Genomic DNA, 24,662 nt, shown 5'->3' with positions numbered 1-24,662 from the left:
CAATTTTTTCTTACGGCGCCTGCTCGAGCATGCCGGGATCGGTCAGTGGCAACAGCCAGCGTGCCTGGCCCTTTTCCAGGCCGCCGCGTCGGGAGCGGTCCAGCACCCAGCCGCGGGCTTCGATGGACTGGCCCTGCAAACCTTTCAACAGCGCACTGTCGAATCGGCCCACAAGATTGGGTGCAATGCGCAGTACCAGTGAGCCCTGCAACTCAATCCAGACTCCGCCGCGATTGCGTTCGATTTTGCTCACTCGGCCGTTGACCACGGCAAAGCCCGAGCGCTGGATCTTCGCCGCATCGACCACCGGTGACCGGCGCCACACCCCCAGCCGGGCCTGCCGGGCGCTGCGTTCGGCGGCTTGCTGGCAGGCCACCAGTTCCACATTCGGCGCGACCGCCACCTGGAAGCCAAGGCCTTCGGCGAGCAACTGCGCTTCCAGATTTGCTCCATTGGCACCGTAGAGATGGGCCAGGGTGCGGCCGTAACGGTCCTTGCTCTCCCGTCCGGGCACCACTCCAACGCGCCCACCGCTCGCGCCCACAAGACTTTGCAGGCGCTCGCGAGCGGCCACGGCGAAGGGCTCGTCAGTGCGCCCCTGCTTGCCGGTTTCCGGGGCATTGACGCCGATCATGCGTATGCTGCGGCCATCCTTGAGGCGCACGGTGTCGCCATCCACTACCCGCTGCACGTCGAAGGTCGCGACATCGCCGGGCGCCGGGCAGAACACCTCGGCCTGGGCGGGCGCCAGCCAAATCGCAGACACAAAAAAGGCGCCCACAAGGGACGCCTTTTTCATCAGCGAGGACAAGCCATACAGGCCATCCAAGCGGACCAGCCTTACTCGGCTTTAGGAGCAGCTTTAGCGCCGAAAGCACCGAAGCGGGTCTTGAAGCGGTCAACACGGCCGCCAACATCCAGAGTCTTCTGCTTACCGGTGTAGAACGGGTGGCACTCGTTGCACACGTCGATTGGCAGAGCTTTGCCGAAAGTCGAACGGGTTTCGAACTTGTTACCGCAGCTGCAGGTAACGTCGATGGCAACATAGTTTGGATGGATATCGGCTTTCATGGTGTATTCCTCAGGCTAGCGTGCCGCCAATCAACACTATTGTTGAATACCGCACGTAATTAGGCCGCGGATTCTACCAGACCTTTTTAAACGCGCAAGAAGCACAACGGCCCCTTTCATCAGAAAAGCGCGGCATACACAAGGCCCTGTGGGAGCCGGGCTTGCCCGCGATGCAGGCGCTGCGGTGCCTCAGGTGCACCGTGTCGATACTATCGCGGGCAAGCCCGGCTCCCACATCCACCGCTGGTCTGCTAGGCTCCCGCCCTTCTTCGCCGCCCGTCATATGAGAACCCCCGCGTGCCCGACGCCATTTTGCGCCTCGCCCTGCCCTCGCCCCTGCGCCGCCTGTTCGATTATCGGGCTCCTGCCGGCGTATTGCGGTCGCAGTTGCAGCCCGGCATGCGCGTACGGGTACCGTTTGGCCGGCGGGAGATGATCGGCATCCTGGTGGAAGTCGCCGATCACAGCGAAGTGCCCGCCGAGAAGCTCAAGCCCGCCGTGGCCATCCTCGACAGCACGCCGCCGCTGCCGCCTGCGCTGTTCAAGCTGTGCCTGTGGACCTCGCAGTATTACCAGCACAGCCTCGGCGACACCTTGAGCTGGGCGCTGCCGGTGCTGTTGCGCCAGGGCGAACTGGCCGAGGCGCGCCAGGAGCGTTTCTGGTCGATGGTCCCGGGGGCGCGCATGGACGACCCGCGCATCGCCCGCGCCCCGCGCCAGCGTGAAGCCCTGGCAACCCTGGCCCAGCATCCCCACGGCGTCGCCCATCAGCTGTTAAGCAAGCTGATGCTGAGCAAGGACAGCCTGGACTTGCTGCTGGCCAAGGGCCTGGTGCAGGTGGAGATTCGCAAGCACGCTCCCGGCGAGCGCCACGAACACTGGCTGGCCCAGCCGGAACTGCCGCTCAACCCCGAACAACGTGCCGCCTATGAAGCGATTCGCGCCGGTTTCGACAGTTTCCACGCGTTCCTGCTGGCGGGCGTCACCGGCAGCGGCAAGACCGAAGTCTATTTGCAACTGATCCGCGAAACCCTCGAAGCCGGCAAACAGGCACTGGTGCTGATCCCCGAGATCAACCTCGGCCCGCAAACCCTGGCGCGTTTCGAGCAGCGTTTCAACGCGCGCATCGCCCTGGTGCACTCGGCGGTCAACGACCGCGAGCGCCTGGAATCCTGGCTCGCCGCCCGGGACGGCGAGGCCGACATTATTATCGGCACCCGTTCGGCGCTGTTCACCCCGATGAAAAATCCCGGGCTGATCATCATCGACGAAGAACACGACGGCTCCTATAAACAGCAGGAAGGCCTGCGCTACCACGCCCGCGACTTGGCGCTGGTGCGTGCTCGCCAGGAAAACATCCCGATTGTGCTGGGCTCGGCCACGCCTTCCTTGGAAAGCCTGCACAACGCCTACACCGGGCGCTACGGCCTGCTGCGTCTCAATGAACGTGCCGGCGGTGCCAAGCAACCCCGCTTCCTGCGCCTGGATGTAAAAAGTCGCCCGCTGGACAGCGGCATTTCCGGGCCGATGCAGCAAGCCATCGGGCAAACCCTCGCGGCGGGCCAGCAAGTGCTGGTGTTCCTCAACCGCCGGGGTTTTGCGCCGACGCTGCTGTGCCACGACTGCGGCTGGATGTCCGAGTGCAATCGCTGCGATGCGCGAATGACCGTGCACCAGCGCTCCGGCGAGTTGCGCTGCCATCACTGCGGCCATGTGGAACGGGTGCCGCGTCACTGCCCGCAGTGCGGCAAAGTCGACTTGCGACCGGTGGGTGCGGGCACCGAGCGCGCCGAAGAACGACTGGGCATCCTGTTCCCGGATTACCCGGTGCTGCGGGTCGACCGCGACAGCACCTCGCGCAAGGACGCGATGAATCAGTTGTTCGCCACGATCCAGAAGGGCCAGCCGTGCATTCTGGTGGGCACGCAGATGCTTGCCAAAGGGCATCACTTCCCACGGGTGACCCTGGTGTCGATCCTGGATGCCGACGGCGGGCTGTTCTCCGGGGATTTTCGCGCCAGCGAGCGCATGGCGCAGTTGATCGTGCAGGTCGCAGGCCGGGCCGGGCGGGCCGAAGAGCCGGGCAAGGTGATCATCCAGACGCACCTGGCCGACCACCCTCTGCTGATTCAACTGACAGAACAAGGCTACTTTGCCTTCGCCGAACAGGCCTTGAGCGAACGCCGCTCGGCCGGCTTGCCGCCGTTTGCGCATCTGGCGCTGCTGCGGGCCGAAGCGCACAAGCCGGGGCAGGCCGAAGGTTTCCTGGATGAAGCGTGCAGCGAGGCTGAACGTTTGCTGGGGGAACTGGGTCTGACCGGCATCGAGCTATTGGGCCCGGTGCCAGCACCGATGGAACGCCGCGCCGGGCGTTACCGCGCCCAGCTACTCTTGCAAGCCAGCGCCCGCGCGCCGCTGCATCGTTTATTAAGCAGCTGGTTACTTGCGCTGGAGCAAATGCCCAGTGGTCGCCAGGTGAGATGGTCGCTGGACGTAGACCCGGTAGATTTGTACTAACCCCCTGTGGCGAGGGAGCTTGCTCCCGCTGGGCTGCGTAGCAGCCCCAAAAAAGCCGGGAGCGCTACGCACTCCAGCGGGAGCAAGCTCCCTCGCCAGAGCAAGCTCCCTCGCCACAGGTTAATCGTCCGTCAAGGTCCCGCGAAGGTTGGCAAGCCCGCCCTCGCCACGGATAATGCCCAGTTTTTCCACCTGCGCATCGCGCGCCACCGCTTGCGGTCGAAAGAGAACACCATGAAAGACACCATTCGCCAGCTGATCCAACAAGCCCTCACCCAACTCGTCAACGAAGGTGTGTTGCCTGAAGGCCTGACGCCGGCGATCCAGGTGGAAAATACCCGCGACAAGACCCACGGTGATTTCGCCAGCAACATCGCGATGATGCTGGCCAAGCCGGCCGGCCTGAAGCCGCGCGACCTGGCGGAAAAAATCATCGCCGCGCTGCCGGCCGACCCGCAGGTGACCAAGGCTGAAATCGCCGGCCCAGGCTTCATCAACTTCTTCCAGAACACCCAGGCCCTGGCTTCGCGCCTGGACGCGGCCCTGGCCGACGCGAAAATCGGCGTGCGCAAGGCCGGCCCGGCACAGCGCGTGGCCATCGACCTGTCGGCACCGAACCTGGCCAAGGAAATGCACGTGGGCCACCTGCGCTCCACCATCATCGGTGACGGCGTGGCGCGGGTCCTGGAGTTCCTCGGCGATGACGTGATCCGCCAGAACCACGTGGGCGACTGGGGTACCCAGTTCGGCATGCTGATGGCCTATCTGCAGGAAAACCCGATCACCAGCAACGAGCTGTCGGACCTGGAGAATTTCTACCGCGCCGCCAAGAAGCGTTTCGACGAATCCGAAGAATTCGCCGACCGCGCCCGTGGCCTGGTGGTCAAGCTGCAAGCCGGCGATGCCGAATGCCTGGAACTGTGGGGCCGCTTCCGCGAGATCTCGCTGTCCCACTGCCAGGAAATCTACGAGCTGCTCAACGTCAAATTGACCATGGCCGACGTGATGGGCGAAAGCGCCTACAACGACGACCTGATCAACGTGGTCAACGACCTCAAGGCCAAGGGCCTGCTGGTTGAAAGCAACGGCGCGCAGTGCGTGTTCCTCGAAGAATTCAAGACCGCCGACGGCGACCCGCTGCCGGTGATCATCGTCAAGGCCGATGGCGGCTACCTCTACGCCACCACCGACCTGGCCGCCGTGCGCTACCGCAGCGGCGTGCTGAAAGCCGACCGTGCCCTGTATTTCGTTGACCAGCGCCAGGCCCTGCACTTCCAGCAAGTGTTCGAAGTGGCGCGCCGCGCCGGTTTCGTGACCCACCCGATGCAGATGGAACACATGGGCTTCGGCACCATGAACGGCGCCGATGGCCGCCCGTTCAAGACCCGTGACGGCGGCACCGTGAAGCTGATCGACCTGCTGAACGAAGCCCAGGACCGCGCCTACAACCTGGTGAAGGAAAAGAACCCGGAGTTGGCCGAAGCCGACCTGCGCAACATCGCCCGCGTCGTGGGGATTGGCGCGGTGAAATACGCCGACCTGTCCAAGCACCGCACCAGCGACTACAGCTTCAACTTCGAATTGATGCTCAACTTCGAAGGCAACACCGCGCCGTACCTGCTGTATGCCTACACGCGGGTGGCCGGCGTGTTCCGCAAGCTGGGCAAGGACTTCAGCGAAGTCGAAGGCCAGATCAACCTTGAGGCGCCACACGAACAGGAACTGGCCGCCAAACTGGCGCAATTCGGCGAAGTGCTGAACAGCGTCGGCGAAAAAGGCACACCGCACATCCTCTGCACCTATTTGTACGAAGTCGCCGGTTTGTTCTCCAGCTTCTACGAGAACTGCCCGATCCTGACCGCAGACGACGAAGCCCAAAAGCAGAGCCGCCTGCGCCTCGCCGCACTGGCAGGACGGACCCTCAAGCAAGGCCTGGAATTGTTGGGCCTGGAAACTCTGGAGCGTATGTAAGTTGGCTGCCAAGAAAAAACCTGCACCCAAGCGCGGCGCCAGCCGCTACCAGGCACCGGCGAAGAAGCCTATTCCGGGCTGGTTGTGGATGGCCATCGGCCTGACGGTCGGCGCGTTTGTGGTGTTCCTGATGAAGCTCGACCCGGGCAAGGGCGATGACGTCAAACGGGTCAAGCAAGAACAGCAGAAGGCCACGAAAATGGCCGAGGCGAACAAGACACCGCCTAGCCCGACCGCGCCGGTGAAGCCGAAATACGACTTCTACACGCTGCTGCCGGAATCGGAAGTGATCGTGCCGCCGGACGCCGTGCCGGAGAAAACCCTGCCGACGCCGCAGCCGGTGCCGACTACGCCGGTTACCCCGGCGGAAGCAGCGAAGATCGACACGGCCCGGGCCCAGGCTGCGTTGGCCGGGATTACCCCGCCGCCACCGCCGCCGGTTGCCACGACCAAGGCCGCGCCGGTGACCAAGTTCTTCCTGCAGGCGGGCTCGTTCCCGAAACAGGCGGATGCGGACCGTGTGCGCGCGCAGATTATTTTGCTGGGGCAGGCGGTGACGGTGGAGTCGGGCACTGTGAAGGACGCGACCTGGTATCGCGTACTGGTAGGGCCGTTCAGCAACCGTGAACAGCTGACCGTGGCTCAGAAACAACTGGCCGGCGCTGGGTTTAGCAACCTGTTGTTACAACAACGCCAGAGCCGCTGATTCCGGAAACAGCATCGGGTTAATGTGGGAGCGGGCTTGCGCGCGAATGCGGTAGATCAGTCAATATTTTAGGTGACTGACACACCGCATTCGCGAGCAAGCCCGCTCCCACATTTGATTTTCATCGGCCTCAGGACCGAGTCCGACACATAAACACCACTCGTCCGCCCTCCCGTCCTACAGTTGAAATCCCCCCCGCCACCCCCATATGAGTTCCATCAGGGCATTTTCGCCCCGCAGCGTGGAGACTCTCCCCTTGACCACCATCGTTTCAGTTCGCCGCCACGGCAAAGTCGTCATGGGCGGCGACGGCCAGGTTTCACTTGGCAATACCGTGATGAAAGGCAACGCGAAAAAAGTCCGTCGCCTGTACCACGGCCAGGTCCTCGCCGGTTTCGCCGGCGCCACCGCTGACGCCTTTACCCTGTTCGAGCGCTTTGAAGGCCAACTTGAGAAGCACCAGGGCCACCTGGTCCGTGCCGCCGTCGAACTCGCCAAAGAATGGCGCACCGACCGCTCCCTCAGCCGCCTGGAAGCCATGTTGGCCGTCGCCAACAAAGACGCCTCGCTGATCATCACCGGCAACGGCGACGTGGTTGAACCCGAAGAAGGCCTGATCGCCATGGGCTCCGGCGGCGGCTACGCACAAGCGGCGGCCAGCGCCCTGCTGAAGAAAACCGACCTGTCGGCCCGGGAAATCGTCGAGACTGCCCTGGGTATCGCTGGCGACATCTGTGTCTTCACCAACCACAACCTGACCATTGAGGAGCAGGACCTCGCCGAATAAGCCGCAGGCTTATTCCCGCTTGAGGACCGCCAATTACTATGTCCATGACTCCCCGCGAAATCGTCCATGAACTCAATCGCCATATCATCGGCCAGGACGATGCCAAGCGCGCCGTTGCCATCGCCCTGCGTAACCGCTGGCGCCGGATGCAACTGCCCGAAGAATTGCGCGTTGAAGTAACCCCCAAGAACATCCTGATGATCGGCCCGACCGGTGTCGGTAAAACCGAGATCGCCCGGCGCCTGGCCAAGCTGGCCAATGCTCCGTTCATCAAGGTCGAAGCCACCAAGTTCACCGAAGTGGGCTATGTGGGCCGTGACGTCGAGTCGATCATTCGTGACCTGGCCGACGCTGCCCTGAAGCTGCTGCGCGAACAGGAAATGACCAAGGTCAGCCATCGCGCCGAAGACGCCGCTGAAGAACGCATCCTCGACGCCTTGCTGCCACCGGCACGCATGGGCTTCAACGAAGACGCCGCGCCAAGCTCGGATTCCAATACCCGCCAGCTGTTCCGCAAGCGCCTGCGTGAAGGTCAGCTGGACGACAAGGAAATCGAGATCGAAGTCGCCGAAGTGTCCGGTGTCGACATCTCCGCACCGCCTGGCATGGAAGAAATGACCAGCCAGTTGCAGAACCTGTTCGCCAACATGGGCAAGGGCAAGAAGAAAAGCCGCAAGCTCAAGGTGAAGGAAGCGCTGAAACTGGTGCGTGACGAAGAGGCCGGGCGCCTGGTCAATGAGGAAGAACTCAAGGCCAAGGCCCTGGAAGCGGTCGAGCAGCACGGCATCGTGTTCATCGACGAGATCGACAAGGTGGCCAAGCGCGGCAATTCCGGCGGCGTCGACGTGTCCCGCGAAGGCGTGCAGCGCGACCTGCTTCCGCTGATCGAAGGTTGCACCGTCAACACCAAGCTGGGCATGGTCAAGACCGACCACATCCTGTTTATCGCGTCCGGTGCCTTCCACCTGAGCAAGCCAAGCGACCTGGTGCCGGAGCTGCAAGGTCGCCTGCCGATTCGCGTTGAACTGAAAGCGCTGACGCCGGGCGACTTCGAACGCATCCTCAGCGAGCCCCACGCGTCGCTGACCGAGCAATACCGCGAGCTGCTGAAAACCGAAGGCCTGGGGATTGAGTTCCTGCCGGACGGTATCAAGCGTCTGGCGGAGATTGCCTGGCAGGTCAACGAGAAGACCGAGAACATCGGTGCCCGTCGCTTGCACACCCTGCTTGAGCGCCTGCTGGAGGAAGTGTCCTTCAGTGCCGGCGACATGGCGGGCGCGCAGAATGGCGTGGCAATCAAGATCGACGCCGACTACGTCAACAGCCACCTGGGCGAATTGGCGCAGAACGAAGATCTGTCTCGTTATATCCTGTAAGCCTCACGCAGGAACCGCTCTGCTTTAATGTGGGAGCGGGCTTGCTCGCGAATGCGGTGGGTCAGTCACAATTGCATGAACTGACCCACCGCATTCGCGAGCAAGCCCGCTCCCACAGTTTAAAGCCGGTTCCTTCAGGATCATCTCTGAGCGGTTCCCCAAATGACCAAACTGCCTACCGCCATCAACCTGCACAAAGCCTCCAGGACCCTGGGCCTCACCTACGGTCCCGACGAGGTGTATCAACTGCCCGCCGAATTCCTTCGCGTGCACTCCCCCTCCGCCGAGGTCCAGGGCCACGGCAAACCGATCCTGCAATTCGGCAAGCTCAATGTCGGCTTGACCAAGATCGAACCCGCCGGCCAATACGCACTGAAATTGACCTTCGACGATGGCCATGACAGCGGATTGTTCACCTGGGACTACCTCTATCAACTGGCCGTGCGTCAGGACGCGCTGTGGGCTGACTATCTTGCCGAGCTGAAAGCCGCCGGAAAAACCCGCGACCCGAGCCAGTCGGTCGTGCGGCTGATGCTCTAGCCCAGGCCTCTTGCTCATTAGTGGGCATTTTCTAATTCCATCTGCTTGAATGCCCCTCTGTCGTGGCCAACGATTGGCCCGCTTGCGAAAAAAATTAAACTCGGGTAACCAATGGAACTGGCAAGTTCCCTGCATTTGACGATGCGGTATTAACGGTCACCCGAGCAGTAGTACCAGGCTGTGCTGTGTGGCAAGTAGTGGTACACAGCGGTACCCGGTACTCGTCTGTCGGACAATGGAGCGTCGTAGATGAGTAACAAGAACAACGATGACTTGAAACGCCAGGCCTCGGAAAACACCCTGGGGCTGAACCCGATCATCGCGTTACGGAAAAAGGATTTACTGGCATCCGCTCGGATGGTGCTGACCCAGGCCATCAAACAACCGTTGCACAGCGTCAAGCATGTCGCCCATTTCGGCGTCGAATTGAAGAACGTGGTGTTCGGCAAATCACAGCTGACACCCGAGGCCGACGACCGTCGTTTCAACGACCCGGCGTGGACTCAGAACCCGCTCTACAAACGTTACCTGCAAACCTACCTGGCGTGGCGCAAGGAGCTGCACGACTGGATCGGTGACAGCAACCTGTCGGAACACGACATCAGCCGCGGCCACTTCGTCATCAACCTGATGACCGAGGCCATGGCGCCCACCAACAGCGCAGCCAACCCGGCGGCGGTCAAACGCTTCTTTGAAACCGGCGGCAAGAGCCTGCTGGATGGCCTGTCCCACCTGGCCAAGGACATGGTGCACAACGGCGGCATGCCGAGCCAGGTCAACATGGGCGCCTTTGAAGTGGGCAAGAGCCTGGGCACCACCGAAGGCGCCGTGGTGTTTCGCAACGATGTGCTGGAGCTGATCCAATACCGGCCGATCACCGAGCAGGTGCACGAACGTCCGCTGCTGGTGGTGCCGCCGCAGATCAACAAGTTCTATGTATTCGACCTGAGCCCGGACAAGAGCCTGGCGCGCTTCTGCCTGCGCAATAACCAGCAGACGTTTATCGTCAGTTGGCGCAACCCGACCAAGGCCCAGCGCGAGTGGGGCCTGTCGACCTACATCGAGGCGCTGAAAGAAGCGGTCGATGTGGTGAGCGCGATCACCGGCAGCAAAGACATCAACATGCTCGGCGCCTGCTCCGGCGGCATCACCTGCACCGCCCTGCTGGGCCACTACGCGGCGCTGGGCGAGAAGAAGGTCAACGCCCTGACCCTGCTGGTGAGCGTGCTGGACACGACCCTGGACACCCAGGTGGCGTTGTTCGTCGACGAACAGACCCTGGAAGCAGCCAAGCGCCATTCCTACCAGGCCGGTGTGCTGGAAGGCCGCGACATGGCCAAGGTGTTTGCCTGGATGCGCCCCAATGACCTGATCTGGAACTACTGGGTCAACAACTACCTGCTGGGCAACGAGCCACCGGTGTTCGACATCCTGTTCTGGAACAACGACACCACCCGCTTGCCGGCCGCGTTCCATGGCGACCTGATCGAACTGTTCAAGAACAATCCCTTGGTGCGGGCCAATGCCCTGGAAGTGTGCGGCACGCCGATCGACCTGAAGCAGGTCACTGCCGATATTTATTCTTTGGCCGGCACCAACGACCACATCACACCGTGGCAGTCCTGCTACAAGTCGGCGCAGCTGTTTGGCGGCAAGGTGGAGTTTGTGCTGTCAAGCAGCGGGCATATCCAGAGCATTCTGAACCCGCCGGGCAATCCAAAATCGCGTTACCAGACCAGCGATACAATGCCGGGCAAGGCCCTGGACTGGCAGGAGAACGCCACCAAGCACACCGATTCGTGGTGGTTGCATTGGCAGGCGTGGCAGGCGGAGCGGTCGGGCAAGTTGAAGAAGGCGCCTGCGAACCTGGGCAACAAGACTTATGCAGCGGCGGAAGCGGCGCCGGGCACTTATGTACATGAACGATAAAGCACACACACTTTTGTGACTGGAACGGTATCAACTGTGGGAGCGGGCTTGCTCGCGAAGGGGGTGTGTCAGTTGATGCATCTAGAGACGGATTCACCGCCTTCGCGAGCAAGTCGAATCGTCGCACCGCCGCTCCCACACTGACCGAGTTCCGACAGGGAATAGCGCGCCACTTTGCAGGGTAAGCCCATGCCGCAACCGTTCATCTTCCGTACCATCGACCTGGATGGCCAAGCCATCCGCACGGCGGTACGCCCGGGCAAGCCTCACTTGACGCCGCTGCTGATTTTCAATGGCATCGGCGCCAACCTTGAGCTGGTGTTTCCGTTCGTCCAGGCCCTGGACCCGGACTTGGAAGTGATTGCCTTTGATGTGCCAGGCGTCGGCGGATCGTCGACCCCCAGCCGGCCTTATCGCTTTCCCGGCCTGGCCAAACTCACCGCGCGCATGCTCGACTACCTGGACTATGGCCAGGTCAACGCGGTGGGCGTTTCCTGGGGCGGCGCGCTGGCGCAGCAGTTCGCCTATGACTATCCGGAACGCTGCAAGAAGCTGATTCTGGCCGCCACCGCCGCCGGTGCCTTCATGGTGCCGGGCAAGCCGAAAGTCTTGTGGCTGATGGCCAGCCCCCGGCGTTATATCCAACCGTCCCACGTGGTGCGCATTGCACCGATGATCTACGGCGGCTCCTTCCGTCGGGATTCGAAACTGGCCGCCGAACACGCGAGCAAAGTGCGTTCGGCGGGCAAGCTGGGTTACTACTGGCAACTGTTCGCCGGGCTTGGCTGGACCAGCATCCACTGGCTGCACAAGATCAAGCAGCCGACCCTGGTGCTGGCCGGCGACGACGACCCACTGATCCCGCTGATCAACATGCGCATGCTGGCCTGGCGTATTCCCAACGCCCAACTGCACATCATCGACGACGGCCATCTGTTCCTGATTACCCGGGCCGAGGCCGTGGCGCCGATCATCATGAAGTTTCTCCAGGAGGAACGCCTGAGGGCGGTGATTCACCCGCAACCCGCACTTTAGACGGCAGCGGTCAGGACGACCGCGCCGCGCAACTTGGCCAGAACCGACTATGGTTCTGAATTGGCGTGCTTGTTGATGGCTTGACGAAGGAGTGTTGGCGCATGCGAGAAAGACCCGTATCGAACCCGGTGCCCACACCCGCCGCGTTCATCAATATTGAAAGTGCGATCACCGGCCTGCGCGGCCGGGATTTGCTCTCGACCCTGCGCAGCGTCGCCGCACACGGCTTGCGCAATCCGGTGCACACCGCCCGCCACGCCTTGAAGTTGGGCGGGCAATTGGGCCGCGTGCTGCTCGGGGAAACGGTGCACGAGCCGAACCCGAAGGACAGCCGCTTCGCCGACCCGACCTGGCAGCTCAACCCGTTTTATCGGCGCAGCCTGCAAGCCTACCTGAGCTGGCAAAAACAGACCCGCCACTGGATCGACGACAGCAACCTCAGCGCCGACGACCGGGCCCGGGCGCACTTTGCCTTTGCCCTGCTCAACGATGCGGTGTCGCCATCCAACACCCTGCTCAACCCGCTGGCGATCAAGGAGCTGCTCAACTCCGGCGGCAACAGCGTGGTGCGTGGCGTCAGCAACCTGTTCGACGACCTGCTGCACAACAACGGCTTGCCGCGCCAGGTCACCAAGCAGGCCTTTGAAGTCGGCAAGACGGTGGCCACCACACCCGGTTCGGTGGTGTTTCGCAATGAACTGCTGGAGCTGATCCAGTACAAGCCCATGAGCGAAAAACAGTACGCCAAGCCGCTGCTGGTGGTGCCGCCGCAAATCAACAAGTACTACATTTTCGACCTGAGCCCGAACAACAGCTTCGTCCAGTTCGCCCTGAAAAATGGCCTGCAAGTGTTTATGGTCAGCTGGCGCAACCCGGATGTACGCCACCGGGAATGGGGCTTGTCCACCTACGTCGCGGCTTTGGAAGAAGCGCTGAACGTAACCCGCGCAATCACCGGCGCCCGTGAGGTCAACCTGATGGGCGCCTGCGCCGGTGGCCTGACCATCGCCGCGCTGCAAGGCCATCTGCAGGCCAAGCGCCAGCTGCGCCGCATCTCCAGCGCCAGCTACCTGGTGAGCCTGCTGGACAGCCAGATCGACAGCCCCGCCACCCTGTTCGCCGACGAACAGACGCTGGAAGCCGCCAAGCGCCGCTCTTACCAGCAAGGCGTACTCGACGGCCGGGACATGGCCAAGGTATTCGCCTGGATGCGTCCCAACGACCTGATCTGGAACTACTGGATCAACAATTACCTGCTGGGCAAGGAACCGCCGGCCTTCGACATCCTGTACTGGAACAACGACAACACCCGCCTGCCCGCCGCGCTGCATGGCGACTTGCTGGACTTCTTCAAGCACAACCCGCTGAGCCACCCCGGCGGCCTGGAGGTGTGCGGCACGCCCATCGACTTACAGAAAGTCACGGTGGACAGTTTCAGCGTAGGCGGCATCAACGACCACATCACGCCGTGGGACGCGGTGTACCGCTCCACCCAGCTGCTGGGCGGCGACAAGCGCTTCATTCTGTCCAACAGCGGGCATGTCCAGAGCATCCTCAACCCGCCGGGCAACCCCAAGGCCAACTACGTCGAGAACCTCAAGCTGAGCAGCGACCCGCGCGCCTGGTACTACGACGCCAATCATGTCGAGGGCAGCTGGTGGCCCAACTGGCTGGCGTGGATCCAGCAGCGCTCCGGTGTACAGCGCGAAACACTGACCGCCCTGGGCAACCAGAATTACCCACCGATGGAAGCGGCGCCGGGCACCTATGTGCGAGTCCGCTGAGCCCCACGACGACTTTAAGAAGACTGGATGAAGACCCGCGACCGTATCCTTGAATGTGCCTTGCAGTTGTTCAACCACAAGGGCGAGCCGAACGTGTCGACCATGGAGGTGGCCAATGAAATGGGGATCAGCCCCGGCAATCTCTATTACCACTTCCATGGCAAGGAACCGTTGGTGCTCGGGCTGTTCGAGCGCTTTCAAAACGAATTGGCGCCGTTGCTCGATCCGCCGGAAGACGCACAACTGGCGGCCGAGGATTACTGGCTGTTCCTGCACCTGATCGTGGAGCGCATGGCGCACTATCGGTTTCTGTTCCAGGACCTGTCGAACCTGGCGGGCCGCCTGCCGAAACTGGCCAAGGGCATCCGCAACCTGCTGACGGCGCTCAAGCGCACGCTGGCCTCGTTGCTGGCCCGCCTCAAGACGGATGGGCAACTGGTCAGTGAAACCCAGGCGCTGGGGCAGTTGGTGGAACAGATCACCATGACCTTGCTGTTTTCCCTGGACTACCAGCGGATTCTCGACCGAGAAGGTGAAGTGCGGGTGGTGGTGTACCAGATCATGATGCTGGTGGCCCCGCATCTGCTGATGCCGGCGAGGCTGGCGACAGAGAGGTTGGCGCTGCGCTACCTGGACGACGCGGACTAAAATGTGGGAGCGGGCTTGCTCGCGAAAGCGGAGTGTCAGTCAATACATGTGTGACTGATCCACCGCTTTCGCGAGCAAGCCCGCTCCCACATTGGATTTGTGTTGTTCTGTAGATTCCATAAAAAACGCCCGACCTTCGCAGGCCGGGCGTTTTTATGTGTCCCGTAAAAATCAGGACTGACTGGTAGGCGTCGGGGTTGCCGGCGTTGCAGTCGGGGTAGCAGCAGGCGTCGGTGGCGTGACCGAGTTGGTCGCCGGCGCTGCAGTTGCAGGCTTGGCCGCTACCGCTGGCTTCGGCGCTGCTGGCTTTTTGGCTACGGCAGGCTTCTTCGCCGCAGCCGGTTTTGCAGCTGGCTTGGCCGCTGCAGGTTTTGCAGCCGCAGGCTTGGCGGCGGGTTTGGCAGCAACCGGCTTGGCTGCAGGTTTCGCAGCGGCTGGCTTGGCAGCAGGCTTCGCTGCAGCAGGTTTGGCGGCAGCGGTTTTCGCCGCTGGCTTGGCTGCTGCTTTTGCTGCCGGCTTGGCTGCAGGTTTCGCCGCAGGTTTTGCAGCTGCTTTAGCGGCCACTGGTTTAGCGGCAGGCTTGGCGGCCGGTTTCGCCGCTGCGGTTTTCGCCGCAGGCTTGGCAGCCGGTTTTGCAGCAGCTTTGGCCGGCGCCTTGGCGGCGGGCTTGGCTGCCGGTTTGGCGGCGGCCTTGACCAGCGGTTTAGCGGCGGTTTTAGCAGCAGGCTTGGCCGCTGCAGTTTTTGCGGCAGGCTTGGCAGCCGGTTTAGCCGCTGCAGTTTTAGCCGCAACTGGCGCAGCTTTAAGGCCAGTGAGTTTTTCGATTTGCCTGGTCAAGGTATCGACCTTGCTGTGCAGCGCTTTCACTTCAGTACGGCTAGGTACGCCCAGTCGCGAAATGGCACTGTTCAGGCGCTTGTCAAAAGCCCCTTCCAGTTCGCCCCACTTGTCGCTGATACGTGATTTGGCAGAACCGGCGGAAGCCTTTGCCGCATCGACTTGTTTACCCACTGTGCTCTTGGTCAACTTCTCGGCCTTCTCGCCGTCTTTAACCAAAGTCTCGAAGTATTTACCGCCGTCACTGCTCACCTTCGAGTACACGCCTAAACCGGCCAGCCAGATCTTGCGGGAGTATTTTTCAACTTCCCCGATCCACGAGCTGCCTTCTTTATCAGTAGTCTTTTTACCAGCCATCCCGTTGTCTCCTTAGTGTTTACGCGCGACACGTTCGAGCAATGCCGTCAGCTCATCGAGCTTAGCAGAGAGTGTCTCCACGTCATGTTTAGACGGAATGCCGATCCGATTCAAGGCACTTCCAACACGACTATCAAAAGCGCTTTCAACTTTATCCAGTTGCACTTCGACTCGACCTTTGACGCCGAAGACTTCGCTCTTGACTTGATCAATCTGACTGTTGGCTGCATCAAGTTGTTCAATCACAACTTTTTTGCCTTTAGTTTCAACATGTTGACCAGTCTTAACCAGCTCTTTGAAGTACTCGGCGCCCTCGCTTCCGACCTTGGCGTAAGCCCCCAAACCGGCCAGCCAGATCTTGCGGGCATAGGATTTAACGTCAGTCAGGGCGTTAGTTCCGGTAGCAATTTTTTTCTTCAAAATAACTTTGGCCATGGTGCACCTCACGCATAAAGGGGGGAGGAACTGCCCACAGAAGTTGGGGGCTTGGGCACAAAGTAGGCAGAAAAATTAGAATCGGCACCCTAAGAAGGTCGCAAATCAGGCCAGGGCTTTATCCAGTGCCTTCTCGATTTCGGACTTGATGGTGCCACTCATGGCCGACATCAACAGACCCAGCTCGACTTCAATCCGCAGGGAATCTTCCGCCACTTTCACGGTGCCTTTAACGCCCGAACGTTTGAGGTTCAGTGTGTCGCCGGCCCACGAAGACTCCAGGCCATATTGCTCCTTGAGTTTGCTCGCCAACTTGTCGGCTTTTTCTCGGGCAGCGTCTTTGCCCAGTGTGTGGGCACGTTCAACCTGTATACGGGCCATTTGAATGACTCCTCGTTATAGAGACTTGTCGACCCGCCATGCGGCAAAAGGTCTCGGTGACCACCTATCTTACCTTCAGCCTTGCCAAGACAAAGCATGCCTTGGGGATTAGAATGCCCCCATTCTCTTTTGGTGACAGCGATATGACTGATCAGCGCAAAGGCAGCGATGCCGAACCCACCACTCACTTCGGCTTCAAGAACGTCCCGGAAAGCCAGAAAGCGGAAAAAGTCGCCGAGGTGTTTCACTCGGTCGCCGCTAAGTACGACTTGATGAACGACGTGCTCTCCGGCGGCATGCACCGCCTGTGGAAGCGCTTCACCATTGAGTTGTCGGGTGTACGCACCGGCAACCGTGTGCTGGATATCGCAGGCGGCACGGGCGACCTGGCCGCCAAGTTCTCCAAGCTGGTGGGCCCCACCGGGCAGGTGGTACTGGCCGACATCAACGGCTCGATGCTCAAGGTCGGTCGTGATCGCCTGCTGGACAAAGGTGTGGCGGGCAATATCGAGTTCGTCCAGGCCGACGCTGAAAAGCTGCCGTTCCCGGACAACCACTTCGACTGCGTGACCATCGCCTTCGGCCTGCGTAACGTGACCCACAAGGAAGACGCACTGCGCTCGATGCTGCGCGTACTCAAGCCCGGCGGTCGCCTGCTGGTGCTGGAGTTCTCCAAGCCGACCAACGCACTGATGTCCAAGGTCTACGACACCTACTCGTTCGCCTTCATGCCGTTGATGGGCAAGCTGATCACCAATGACGCCGAAAGCTACCGCTACCTGGCCGAATCGATCCGCATGCACCCGAACCAGGAAACCCTGAAGTCGATGATGGTAGAGGCCGGTTTCGACCGCGTGACCTACCACAACATGACCTCGGGCATCGTCGCCCTGCACCGCGGCATCAAGCCCTGATGCTGTTCGCAGGCCTTCTCGCCAGCGTCGAACACGGCCTCAACCGTGTACTGCGCCTGGACAGCACCGCCCTGGCACGGCTGGCGCACCTGAACGGCAGGATCATCGCCGTCGACTGCACCAGCCCCGCCTTGCAGCTGTTTATCCTGCCCAGCGATGAAGGCCTGTTGCTGGCGTCCCACTGGGCCGCCGACGCCGACTGCACCCTGCGTGCTTCCGGCTCAAGCCTGCTGCGCCTGGCCCTGAGCCGGGACAAGACGGCGATCCTCCACGGCCCGGACGTGGAACTTGAAGGCGACAGCGCGGTGCTGATGGACCTGGCCGCCGTGCTGCAAGACCTGGAACTGGACTGGGAATACGAGCTGTCACGCTGGCTCGGCCCGGTGGCCACCCAACTGATCAGCGGTCACCTGCGCAGCCGCACGCGCTGGTACCAGCAGGGTTTCGCCAGCCTGAACCAGAACCTCGCCGAATACCTGAGCGAAGAATCGCGCACCCTGGTCGGACAACGGGAAGCGGAAGCGCGCTTTCGCGAACTCGACCAGGCCAAACTCGACCTGGAACGACTTGAGGCGCGCTTCGAGCGCCTGAGCCGCTCCCTTGATTCAAGCGATAACGCATGAAGCTGCTCGCCGTCCGCCGTTTGTTTCGTATCCAGCGCGTCGTAATCCGCTACCGCCTCGATGACCTGCTGTTCGCCCTGCCGCTGCCGTGGTTTCTGCTGGCGGTGCGCTATGTGCTGCCGTGGCGCTGGTTCCCGCGCAAGACCCTCGAGCTGAGCCGTGGCGCGCGCCTGCGCCTGGCGTTGCAGGACCTGGGGCCGATCTTCATCAAGTTCGGGCAGATCCTCTCCACCCGCCGCGACCTGTTGCCCGAAGACATCGCCGACGAACTGATGCTGTTGCAGGACCGCGTGCCGCCGTTCGACTCGCAACTGGCAGTCACGCTGATTGAAGAGCAACTGGGCAAGAAGATCAGCGAAGTCTTCAGCCGCTTCGACATCGCGCCATTGGCTTCAGCCTCGGTGGCCCAGGTGCATGCCGCGCAACTGAAAAGCGGCGAAGAAGTGGTGGTGAAGGTGATCCGCCCGGGCCTCAAGCCGATCATCGGCCAGGACCTGGCGTGGCTGTTCATCCTTGCCCGCGCCGCCGAGCGCTTTTCTGCCGATGCACGCCTGCTGCACCCGGTAGACGTGGTGCTGGACTACGAAAAAACCATCTACGACGAACTCGACCTGCTGCGCGAAGCGGCCAACGCCAGCCAGCTCAAGCGCAACTTCGAAGGCTCGCAGCTGCTGTACGTGCCGCAAGTCTATTGGGACTGGTGCCGCCCGAAAGTGCTGGTCATGGAGCGCATCTACGGCGTGCAGGTCACCGACCTCGCGACCCTGGCCGACCAGCGCACCGACATGAAGATGCTTGCCGAGCGCGGCGTGGAAATTTTCTTCACCCAGGTATTCCGCGACAGCTTCTTCCATGCCGACATGCACCCCGGCAACATCTTCGTCAGCACCGTGAACCCGTGGAGCCCGCAGTACATTGCGATCGACTGCGGCATCGTCGGCAGCCTGACCCCGGAAGACCAGGATTACCTGGCGCGCAACCTGTTCGCTTTCTTCAAGCGTGATTACCGCCGCGTGGCGCAGTTGCACATCGATTCGGGCTGGGTGCCGGCTGAGACCAAGCTCAACGAATTCGAAGCGGCGATCCGCACTGTGTGCGAGCCGATCTTTGAAAAACCGTTAAAGGATATTTCCTTCGGTCAGGTGCTGATGCGTCTGTTCCAGACGGCGCGGCGCTTCAATATGGAAGTGCAGCCGCAGTTGGTACTGTTGCAAAAGACCCTGCTGAACATCGAAGGCCTGGGCCGCCAGCTGTACCCGGACCTCGACCTGTGGAACACCGCCCAGCCGTTCCTCGAGCGCTGGATGCGGGACCGTATCAGCCCGAAAACCCTGCTGGGCAACCTGCAAAGCCAGGTCGAGCAACTGCCGCACCTGGCCAACATGACCCGCGACCTGCTGGAGCGCATGTCCCAGCCCCACGCCAAGGACCCCGCACCGCCGTGGCACAAGCGCAAGGACGACTGGTTCCTGCGCCTGCTGGGTGCCGCGCACCTGGTGGGCGGTACGATACTGGCCGCCGGCGGGCCGCTGAACGAACTGGGCCACTGGCCGGCCGGCATCATGGTCGCGGTGGGCGTGTATCTGATCGTGCGTCGATAGCCAATCCGGTTATACACTGTCGCAAATTGCCGGAGCCGAAAATGAAAGACTGGCTGGACGAGATCAAGTGGGACAGTGACGGCCTGGTGCCGGCCATTGCCCAGGACTACAAGACCGGGCGCGTGCTGATGATGGCCTGGATGAACCGCGAGGCCCTGAGCCTGACCGCCGCCGAGAACCGCGCCATCTACTGGTCACGTTCCCGTGGCAAACTGTGGCGCAAGGGCGAAGAGTCCGGGCACGTGCAAACCCTGCATGAGATGCGCATCGACTGCGATGCCGATGTGGTGATCCTCAAGGTCGAGCAGATCGGCGATATCGCCTGTCACACCGGCCGTCACAGCTGCTTCTACCGCGTGTTCCAGAACGGCGAGTGGAAGACCGTCGAGCCCGTGCTCAAAGACCCGCACGCTATCTATTCGGCAGGACACTGAACATGAGCGATACCCTCAACCGTGTGGCCCAGGTGCTGGAAGACCGCAAAGGCGCGGACGCCGACAGCTCCTACGTCGCCAGCCTGTACCACAAGGGTCTTAACAAGATCCTGGAAAAACTCGGCGAAGAATCCGTCGAGACGATTATTGCGGCCAAGGACGCGCAAATCAGCGGCGACTGCAGCGACGTGATCTACGAAACTGCCGACTTGTGGTTCCACAGTCTGGTCATGCTCGCCCAACTGGGGCAGCATCCACAGGCAGTGCTTGATGAACTGGACCGTCGCTTCGGCTTGTCCGGGCATGCCGAAAAGGCCTCGCGCCCGTCCGTCTGACCAACTTTTACAGAGGAATTGCAGCATGGGCATTTTTGACTGGAAACACTGGATCGTCATTCTTGTGGTCGTTGTGCTGGTGTTCGGCACCAAGAAACTGAAAAACCTCGGCACCGACGTCGGTGAATCGATCAAGGGCTTTCGCAAGGCCATGAACGACGACGAAAAGCCTGCCGACCCGGCCGTCAATCCGGTGCCACCGGCGCAGCCTGTACACCCGCAGGCCACTCAGCCGATCACTGAACGTCGCACCTTCGACGTGCAGGCCGAGCACGTCAAAGAGCAGAACCAAAAAGACTCGTGAGTACTGAATAATGTTTGGTATCAGCTTCTCTGAACTGCTGCTCGTCGGCCTCGTGGCCCTGCTGGTACTGGGGCCGGAACGCCTGCCCGGTGCCGCGCGCACGGCCGGCCTGTGGATCGGGCGCCTGAAACGCAGTTTCAACGCGATCAAACAGGAAGTTGAACGGGAAATCGGCGCCGACGAGATTCGCCGGCAACTGCACAACGAACACATTCTGTCGTTGGAGCAGGAGGCACGGAAGATTCTCTCGCCGGTGCAGGAAACGCCCAAGCCGGTCGAGCCTGTGGCCGAGCATTCGATTGCTCCGCCCGCCGCACCCGCGCCTGCACCGGTCGCTGAACCCGTGCACGCCGTCGAGCCTGCGCCCACTGTGCCCGTGACCCCGACCGAACCCGCGCCGACACCTGCCGTGTCGCCCGCGCCCCACGACCCTACATTGCCGCCGCGAGCCCCATGAGCGCTGATAAACCGGAAACCGACCAGCACATGCCACTGGTCTCGCACCTCACCGAGTTGCGCACCCGCCTGCTGCGCTGTGTCGCGGCGATCTTCATCATCTTTGCCGGGCTGTTTGCCTTCACCCAGCAGATCTACACCTTCGTCTCCACGCCGCTGCGCGACTACTTGCCGGCTGGCGCGACGATGATCGCCACCGACGTGTCGTCACCGTTCCTCACGCCGTTGAAGCTGACGATGATGGTTTCGCTGTTCCTGGCGATCCCGGTGATCCTGCATCAGATCTGGGGCTTTATCGCGCCGGGCCTGTACAAGCATGAAAAACGCATCGCCGTGCCGCTGCTGGTGTCGAGCATCCTGCTGTTCTATACCGGGATGGCTTTTGCCTACTTCCTGGTGTTCCCGCTGATCTTCAAGTTCTTCGCCGCCGCCACCCCGGCCGGTGTGGAAATGATGACCGACATCACCAGCTACCTCGACTTCGTGATGACGCTGTTCTTCGCCTTCGGCGTGGCCTTCGAAATCCCGGTGGCCGTGGTGCTGCTGGTGTGGATCGGCGTGGTCGACGTCAAATACCTGAAGAAGATCCGCCCGTACGTGATCATCGGCTGCTTCGTGGTCGGCATGATCCTGACCCCGCCGGACATCTTCTCCCAGACCCTGCTGGCCGTACCCATGTGGATGCTGTTCGAGATTGGCATCCTGTTTGGCAGCCTGGTGAGCAAGCGTGGCGATCACCCCGATGACCAACCCGCCGATGACGACCAGCCGCCAGCGACCCAGCCGTGAACCTGCTGCTGCTTGAGGAGGCCGACTTTATCGCGGCCGACCGGGTGGTGCTGCGTGATCGGCGCCTGGTGCATATGCAGGAAGTCCACCGTGCCGCCGTAGGCGACAGCCTGCGGGTCGGACGCATTGGCGGTTTGATGGGCAACGCGCAGTTGCTGCGCCTGGAAGCCCGGGAAGCCGAGCTGGAAGTGACCTTCGACCAGCCGCCGCCGGCCAAACTGCCCCTGACCCTGCTGCTGGCCCTGCCCCGTCCGAAAATGCTCCGCCGGGTGCTGCAAACCGTTGCATCCATGGGCGTGCCGCGGGTGGTGCTGGTGAACAGCTATCGCGTGGAAAAGAGCTTCTGGCAGACGCCGTTCCTGGAGCCGGAAGCGATTCGCGAGCAATTGATCCTCGGCCTGGAACAGGCCCGGGACACGGTGCTGCCCGAGATCGTGATCGAAAAGCGCTTCAAGCCATTCGTCGAAGACCGCCTGCCCGCCATGGCGCAAGGCACCCTCGGCCTGATTGGTCACCCCGGCGACTATCCGCCCTGCCCTCGCGGGCTGGATGAGCCGGTCACCCTGGCCATCGGGCCGGAAGGCGGCTGGATTCCCTACGAGGTGGACCTGTTGGCCAAGGCCGGGTTGCAGCCGGTGCAACTCGGCGCGCGCATCCTGAGAGTCGAAACCGCCGTCACCGCATTGCTCGCCCGCCTTTTCTAACACCGCCCTCTCCTGTAGGAGCGAGCTTGCTCGCGAAAAACTCAAGGACACCGCGCTCACTCAGAATGCCCGCGTTATCGTTGACGACCTTCGCGAGCAAGCTCGCTCCTACAGAAACATCCGAATCTGCCGATACGCTCTGAATAAGTCCAAGCCTTGTTCCAGGGGAGTTCGCAGCATGTATCGTTGGTTAGCCGAGAAACTGGGGAATGTCAGCGTCAACCGCAAGCTGAGCATAGGCTTCGGCCTGGTATTGGTCTTGACCCTATTGATCACCTTCACCGGCTGGACCGGCCTCAGCGGCGTGATCAGCCGTGGCGACAAGCTGGGCTACATCTCCAGCCTCAACGGGCTGACCAAGGACCTGCGCCTGGCGCGACTGGACTTCGAAATGCGCCGCGGCGAACAAGGCACCAGCGCGGTCAACGACCTGATCACCCAGCTGGACAGTGGCCTGAAAACCGCCGCAGACCTGATCGAGCAACCCGACGACAAGCTCGTGGTAGAGCAGCAACAGGATGCCTTGGGCCAATACAAAAAAGCCTTCGGCGCCATGGTGCAGGCCGGCCTCAAGCGTGAAGGCGCCCGCAGCAAACTGGGCGATACCGCCGACAACGCCGTCGCAAAAATCAACGAAGTGGAAAAATCCCTGCTGCAAGGCGACAGCGTCACCCTGTTCAACAGCGTGGTCGACCTGAGCAAACTGATCCAGCAAGCGCGCTTCCAGGTGCGCGGCTACACCTACAGCGGCAAGGTCGAGGCCGAACAGCCGGCGCTGGATGCCATCGACAACGCCCTGAAGAAAATCACCGACCTCAACGACCAGTTACCCGAGCAATACCGGGCCAACCTGCAAGAGGCCAGCGCCTCGCTGCAGGCCTACCGCGCCGCCGTGAGCCAGTACCGCGACTCCCAGGTGGCCAGTGCCGCCGCGATGAAAATCATGGGCGAGCAGGGCGATATCCTGCTCGATCGCAGTAACAAACTCACCACTTCGCAAACCGTGGTGCGTGATACCGATGCCGCCCACGCCAAGAACCTGCTGTTACTGGCCACCGCCCTCGCGCTGGCGTTTGGTGTACTCGCCGCCTGGGCCATTACCCGGCAGATCGTGATTCCACTGAACCAGACCCTCAAAGTCGCCGAGCGCGTGGCGTCCGGCGACCTGAGCCACAACCTGATCTCCCTGCGCCAGGATGAACTGGGGCAGCTGCAACGGTCGATGCAAAGCATGACCGTGGGCCTGCGGGAGCTGATTGGCGGTATCAGCGACGGCGTTACCCAGATCGCCAGTGCCGCCGAGCAGCTATCGGCCGTTACCGAGCAGACCAGCGCCGGGGTCAACAGCCAGAAGGTCGAGACCGACCAGGTGGCCACCGCCATGAACGAAATGGCCGCTACCGTGCAGGAAGTCGCCCGTAACGCTGAAGAAGCCTCGGAAGCCGCCGTAGCCGCCGACCAGCAGGCCCGTGAAGGCGACAAGGTGGTCGGTGAGGCCATCGCCCAGATCGAGCGCCTGGCCAGCGAGGTGGGCAACTCCACCGAAGCCATGGGCCATCTCAAGCGTGAGAGCGACAAGATCGGCAGTGTGCTGGACGTCATCAAGTCGGTGGCCCAGCAAACCAACCTGCTGGCCCTTAACGCAGCGATTGAAGCGGCGCGCGCCGGTGAAGCCGGACGCGGTTTTGCGGTGGTTGCCGATGAAGTGCGCAGCCTTGCCCAGCGGACGCAGAAGTCCACCGAGGAAATCGAAGAGTTGATCGTCGGCCTGCAAAGCGGCACCCAGCAGGTGGCAACCATCATGGACAACAGTCGCGGCCTGACCGACAGCAGCGTCGAGCTGACCCGTCGGGCCGGCAATGCCCTGGAAAACATCACCCGTACCGTCTCGGCGATCCAGGCGATGAACCAGCAGATCGCCACCGCCGCCGAGCAGCAAAGCGCCGTGGCCGAAGAGATCAACCGCAGCGTGCTCAACGTGCGGGACGTTTCCGAACAAACCTCGGCGGCCAGCGAAGAAACTGCGGCTTCCAGTGCCGAGCTGGCGCGCCTGGGGGTTTACCTGCAAAGCCTGGTAGGTCGCTTCAAGGTCTGACCCGCTTCCGGCGGCCATCAGGGCCGCCGCTCC

At 61.9% G+C, this 24,662-nt stretch carries 25 protein-coding genes; 20 read left to right on the top strand and 5 right to left on the bottom strand.

What is annotated here, in order from left to right; genetic code table 11:
* Positions 1 to 10: 10 nt before the first annotated feature.
* Together V6607_RS02210 and rpmE are read right to left on the bottom strand one after the other, a co-directional pair.
* Positions 11 to 799, bottom strand: coding sequence for a thermonuclease family protein (locus V6607_RS02210; protein ID WP_134327619.1), 789 nt, complete (start codon positions 797 to 799; stop codon positions 11 to 13).
* A gap of 41 nt (positions 800 to 840) precedes the next feature.
* A complete protein-coding gene (gene rpmE / locus V6607_RS02205) occupies positions 841 to 1,071 on the bottom strand; it encodes a 50S ribosomal protein L31 (RefSeq protein WP_003209330.1) in 231 nt (76 codons plus the stop codon).
* A gap of 297 nt (positions 1,072 to 1,368) precedes the next feature.
* Between rpmE and V6607_RS02200 the strand changes: the two genes are divergently transcribed.
* The 10 genes from V6607_RS02200 (at position 1,369) to V6607_RS02155 (ending at position 14,364) form a co-directional block, all read left to right on the top strand.
* Complete coding sequence (locus V6607_RS02200; protein ID WP_008439257.1) at positions 1,369 to 3,588, top strand: primosomal protein N'; 2,220 nt, start codon at positions 1,369 to 1,371, stop codon at positions 3,586 to 3,588.
* Between the two features lie 234 nt (positions 3,589 to 3,822).
* Positions 3,823 to 5,559, top strand: coding sequence for an arginine--tRNA ligase (gene argS / locus V6607_RS02195; RefSeq protein WP_003209327.1), 1,737 nt, complete (start codon positions 3,823 to 3,825; stop codon positions 5,557 to 5,559).
* Position 5,560: 1 nt separating this feature from the next.
* The gene (locus tag V6607_RS02190; RefSeq protein WP_003209324.1) at positions 5,561 to 6,265 is read left to right on the top strand and encodes an SPOR domain-containing protein; all 705 of its coding nucleotides are present in this window, start codon (positions 5,561 to 5,563) and stop codon (positions 6,263 to 6,265) included.
* Between the two features lie 256 nt (positions 6,266 to 6,521).
* Positions 6,522 to 7,052, top strand: coding sequence for an ATP-dependent protease subunit HslV (hslV, locus tag V6607_RS02185; protein ID WP_003209323.1), 531 nt, complete (start codon positions 6,522 to 6,524; stop codon positions 7,050 to 7,052).
* A gap of 38 nt (positions 7,053 to 7,090) precedes the next feature.
* Positions 7,091 to 8,428 (top strand): ATP-dependent protease ATPase subunit HslU, encoded by a 1,338-nt coding sequence (gene hslU / locus V6607_RS02180; protein WP_003209321.1) that lies wholly within the window; start codon positions 7,091 to 7,093, stop codon positions 8,426 to 8,428.
* Positions 8,429 to 8,590: 162 nt separating this feature from the next.
* Complete coding sequence (locus V6607_RS02175) at positions 8,591 to 8,968, top strand: DUF971 domain-containing protein (protein ID WP_003209319.1); 378 nt, start codon at positions 8,591 to 8,593, stop codon at positions 8,966 to 8,968.
* A 249-nt stretch (positions 8,969 to 9,217) separates the two neighbouring features.
* Positions 9,218 to 10,897 carry a class II poly(R)-hydroxyalkanoic acid synthase gene (gene phaC, locus V6607_RS02170; protein ID WP_003209318.1) on the top strand — a complete coding sequence of 560 codons (1,680 nt, stop codon included), beginning with the start codon at positions 9,218 to 9,220 and terminating at the stop codon, positions 10,895 to 10,897.
* Between the two features lie 189 nt (positions 10,898 to 11,086).
* The gene (phaZ, locus tag V6607_RS02165) at positions 11,087 to 11,932 is read left to right on the top strand and encodes a poly(3-hydroxyalkanoate) depolymerase (RefSeq protein ID WP_003209316.1); all 846 of its coding nucleotides are present in this window, start codon (positions 11,087 to 11,089) and stop codon (positions 11,930 to 11,932) included.
* A 101-nt stretch (positions 11,933 to 12,033) separates the two neighbouring features.
* Positions 12,034 to 13,716 (top strand): class II poly(R)-hydroxyalkanoic acid synthase, encoded by a 1,683-nt coding sequence (gene phaC, locus V6607_RS02160; protein WP_134325605.1) that lies wholly within the window; start codon positions 12,034 to 12,036, stop codon positions 13,714 to 13,716.
* Positions 13,717 to 13,743: 27 nt separating this feature from the next.
* Positions 13,744 to 14,364 carry a TetR/AcrR family transcriptional regulator gene (locus tag V6607_RS02155; RefSeq protein WP_003209312.1) on the top strand — a complete coding sequence of 207 codons (621 nt, stop codon included), beginning with the start codon at positions 13,744 to 13,746 and terminating at the stop codon, positions 14,362 to 14,364.
* A gap of 171 nt (positions 14,365 to 14,535) precedes the next feature.
* Here the strand turns inward: V6607_RS02155 and V6607_RS02150 are convergent, their stop codons facing one another.
* The 3 genes from V6607_RS02150 to V6607_RS02140 all read right to left on the bottom strand — a co-directional run bounded on the left by V6607_RS02150 (position 14,536) and on the right by V6607_RS02140 (position 16,374).
* Positions 14,536 to 15,558 carry a phasin family protein gene (locus V6607_RS02150; RefSeq protein WP_134325604.1) on the bottom strand — a complete coding sequence of 341 codons (1,023 nt, stop codon included), beginning with the start codon at positions 15,556 to 15,558 and terminating at the stop codon, positions 14,536 to 14,538.
* Positions 15,559 to 15,570: 12 nt separating this feature from the next.
* Complete coding sequence (locus V6607_RS02145; protein ID WP_134325603.1) at positions 15,571 to 15,993, bottom strand: phasin family protein; 423 nt, start codon at positions 15,991 to 15,993, stop codon at positions 15,571 to 15,573.
* 105 nt (positions 15,994 to 16,098) lie between these two features.
* On the bottom strand, positions 16,099 to 16,374 hold the full coding sequence (locus tag V6607_RS02140; RefSeq protein WP_008439272.1) for a polyhydroxyalkanoic acid system family protein: 276 nt from the start codon (positions 16,372 to 16,374) through the stop codon (positions 16,099 to 16,101).
* A gap of 143 nt (positions 16,375 to 16,517) precedes the next feature.
* On the opposite strand from V6607_RS02140, the gene ubiE reads away from it, so the two are divergent.
* The 10 genes from ubiE to V6607_RS02090 all read left to right on the top strand — a co-directional run bounded on the left by ubiE (position 16,518) and on the right by V6607_RS02090 (position 24,629).
* Positions 16,518 to 17,288 (top strand): bifunctional demethylmenaquinone methyltransferase/2-methoxy-6-polyprenyl-1,4-benzoquinol methylase UbiE, encoded by a 771-nt coding sequence (gene ubiE / locus V6607_RS02135; protein WP_003209306.1) that lies wholly within the window; start codon positions 16,518 to 16,520, stop codon positions 17,286 to 17,288.
* On the top strand, positions 17,288 to 17,911 hold the full coding sequence (locus V6607_RS02130) for an SCP2 sterol-binding domain-containing protein (RefSeq protein WP_003209304.1): 624 nt from the start codon (positions 17,288 to 17,290) through the stop codon (positions 17,909 to 17,911). Before ubiE ends, V6607_RS02130 begins: the two co-directional genes overlap by 1 nt.
* Positions 17,908 to 19,512 (top strand): ubiquinone biosynthesis regulatory protein kinase UbiB, encoded by a 1,605-nt coding sequence (gene ubiB, locus V6607_RS02125; RefSeq protein ID WP_003209302.1) that lies wholly within the window; start codon positions 17,908 to 17,910, stop codon positions 19,510 to 19,512. The genes V6607_RS02130 and ubiB overlap by 4 nt, the downstream gene beginning before the upstream one ends.
* A 41-nt stretch (positions 19,513 to 19,553) precedes the next feature.
* Positions 19,554 to 19,946, top strand: coding sequence for a phosphoribosyl-AMP cyclohydrolase (gene hisI / locus V6607_RS02120; protein ID WP_003209300.1), 393 nt, complete (start codon positions 19,554 to 19,556; stop codon positions 19,944 to 19,946).
* A 2-nt stretch (positions 19,947 to 19,948) separates the two neighbouring features.
* Complete coding sequence (locus V6607_RS02115; protein WP_008439273.1) at positions 19,949 to 20,281, top strand: phosphoribosyl-ATP diphosphatase; 333 nt, start codon at positions 19,949 to 19,951, stop codon at positions 20,279 to 20,281.
* 25 nt (positions 20,282 to 20,306) lie between these two features.
* Entirely contained in the window at positions 20,307 to 20,585 is a 279-nt protein-coding gene (locus V6607_RS02110) for a twin-arginine translocase TatA/TatE family subunit (protein ID WP_003209298.1), read from the top strand.
* Positions 20,586 to 20,595: 10 nt separating this feature from the next.
* Positions 20,596 to 21,042, top strand: coding sequence for a Sec-independent protein translocase protein TatB (gene tatB, locus V6607_RS02105; RefSeq protein ID WP_134325602.1), 447 nt, complete (start codon positions 20,596 to 20,598; stop codon positions 21,040 to 21,042).
* Positions 21,039 to 21,830: a twin-arginine translocase subunit TatC gene (gene tatC, locus V6607_RS02100; RefSeq protein WP_026078063.1), complete on the top strand. Its 792-nt coding sequence runs from the start codon at positions 21,039 to 21,041 to the stop codon at positions 21,828 to 21,830. The genes tatB and tatC overlap by 4 nt, the downstream gene beginning before the upstream one ends.
* A complete protein-coding gene (locus V6607_RS02095; RefSeq protein WP_003209293.1) occupies positions 21,827 to 22,534 on the top strand; it encodes a 16S rRNA (uracil(1498)-N(3))-methyltransferase in 708 nt (235 codons plus the stop codon). The genes tatC and V6607_RS02095 overlap by 4 nt, the downstream gene beginning before the upstream one ends.
* Positions 22,535 to 22,712: 178 nt before the next feature.
* Complete coding sequence (locus tag V6607_RS02090) at positions 22,713 to 24,629, top strand: methyl-accepting chemotaxis protein (RefSeq protein ID WP_008439275.1); 1,917 nt, start codon at positions 22,713 to 22,715, stop codon at positions 24,627 to 24,629.
* The last annotated feature ends 33 nt before the right edge of the window (positions 24,630 to 24,662 follow it).

It is taken from the genome of Pseudomonas sp. KK18 (assembly GCF_037094675.1).
Lineage (GTDB): Bacteria > Pseudomonadota > Gammaproteobacteria > Pseudomonadales > Pseudomonadaceae > Aquipseudomonas.
Note: the sequence above shows the minus strand (reverse complement) of the source record. Positions and strands in the feature narration are given on the sequence as shown.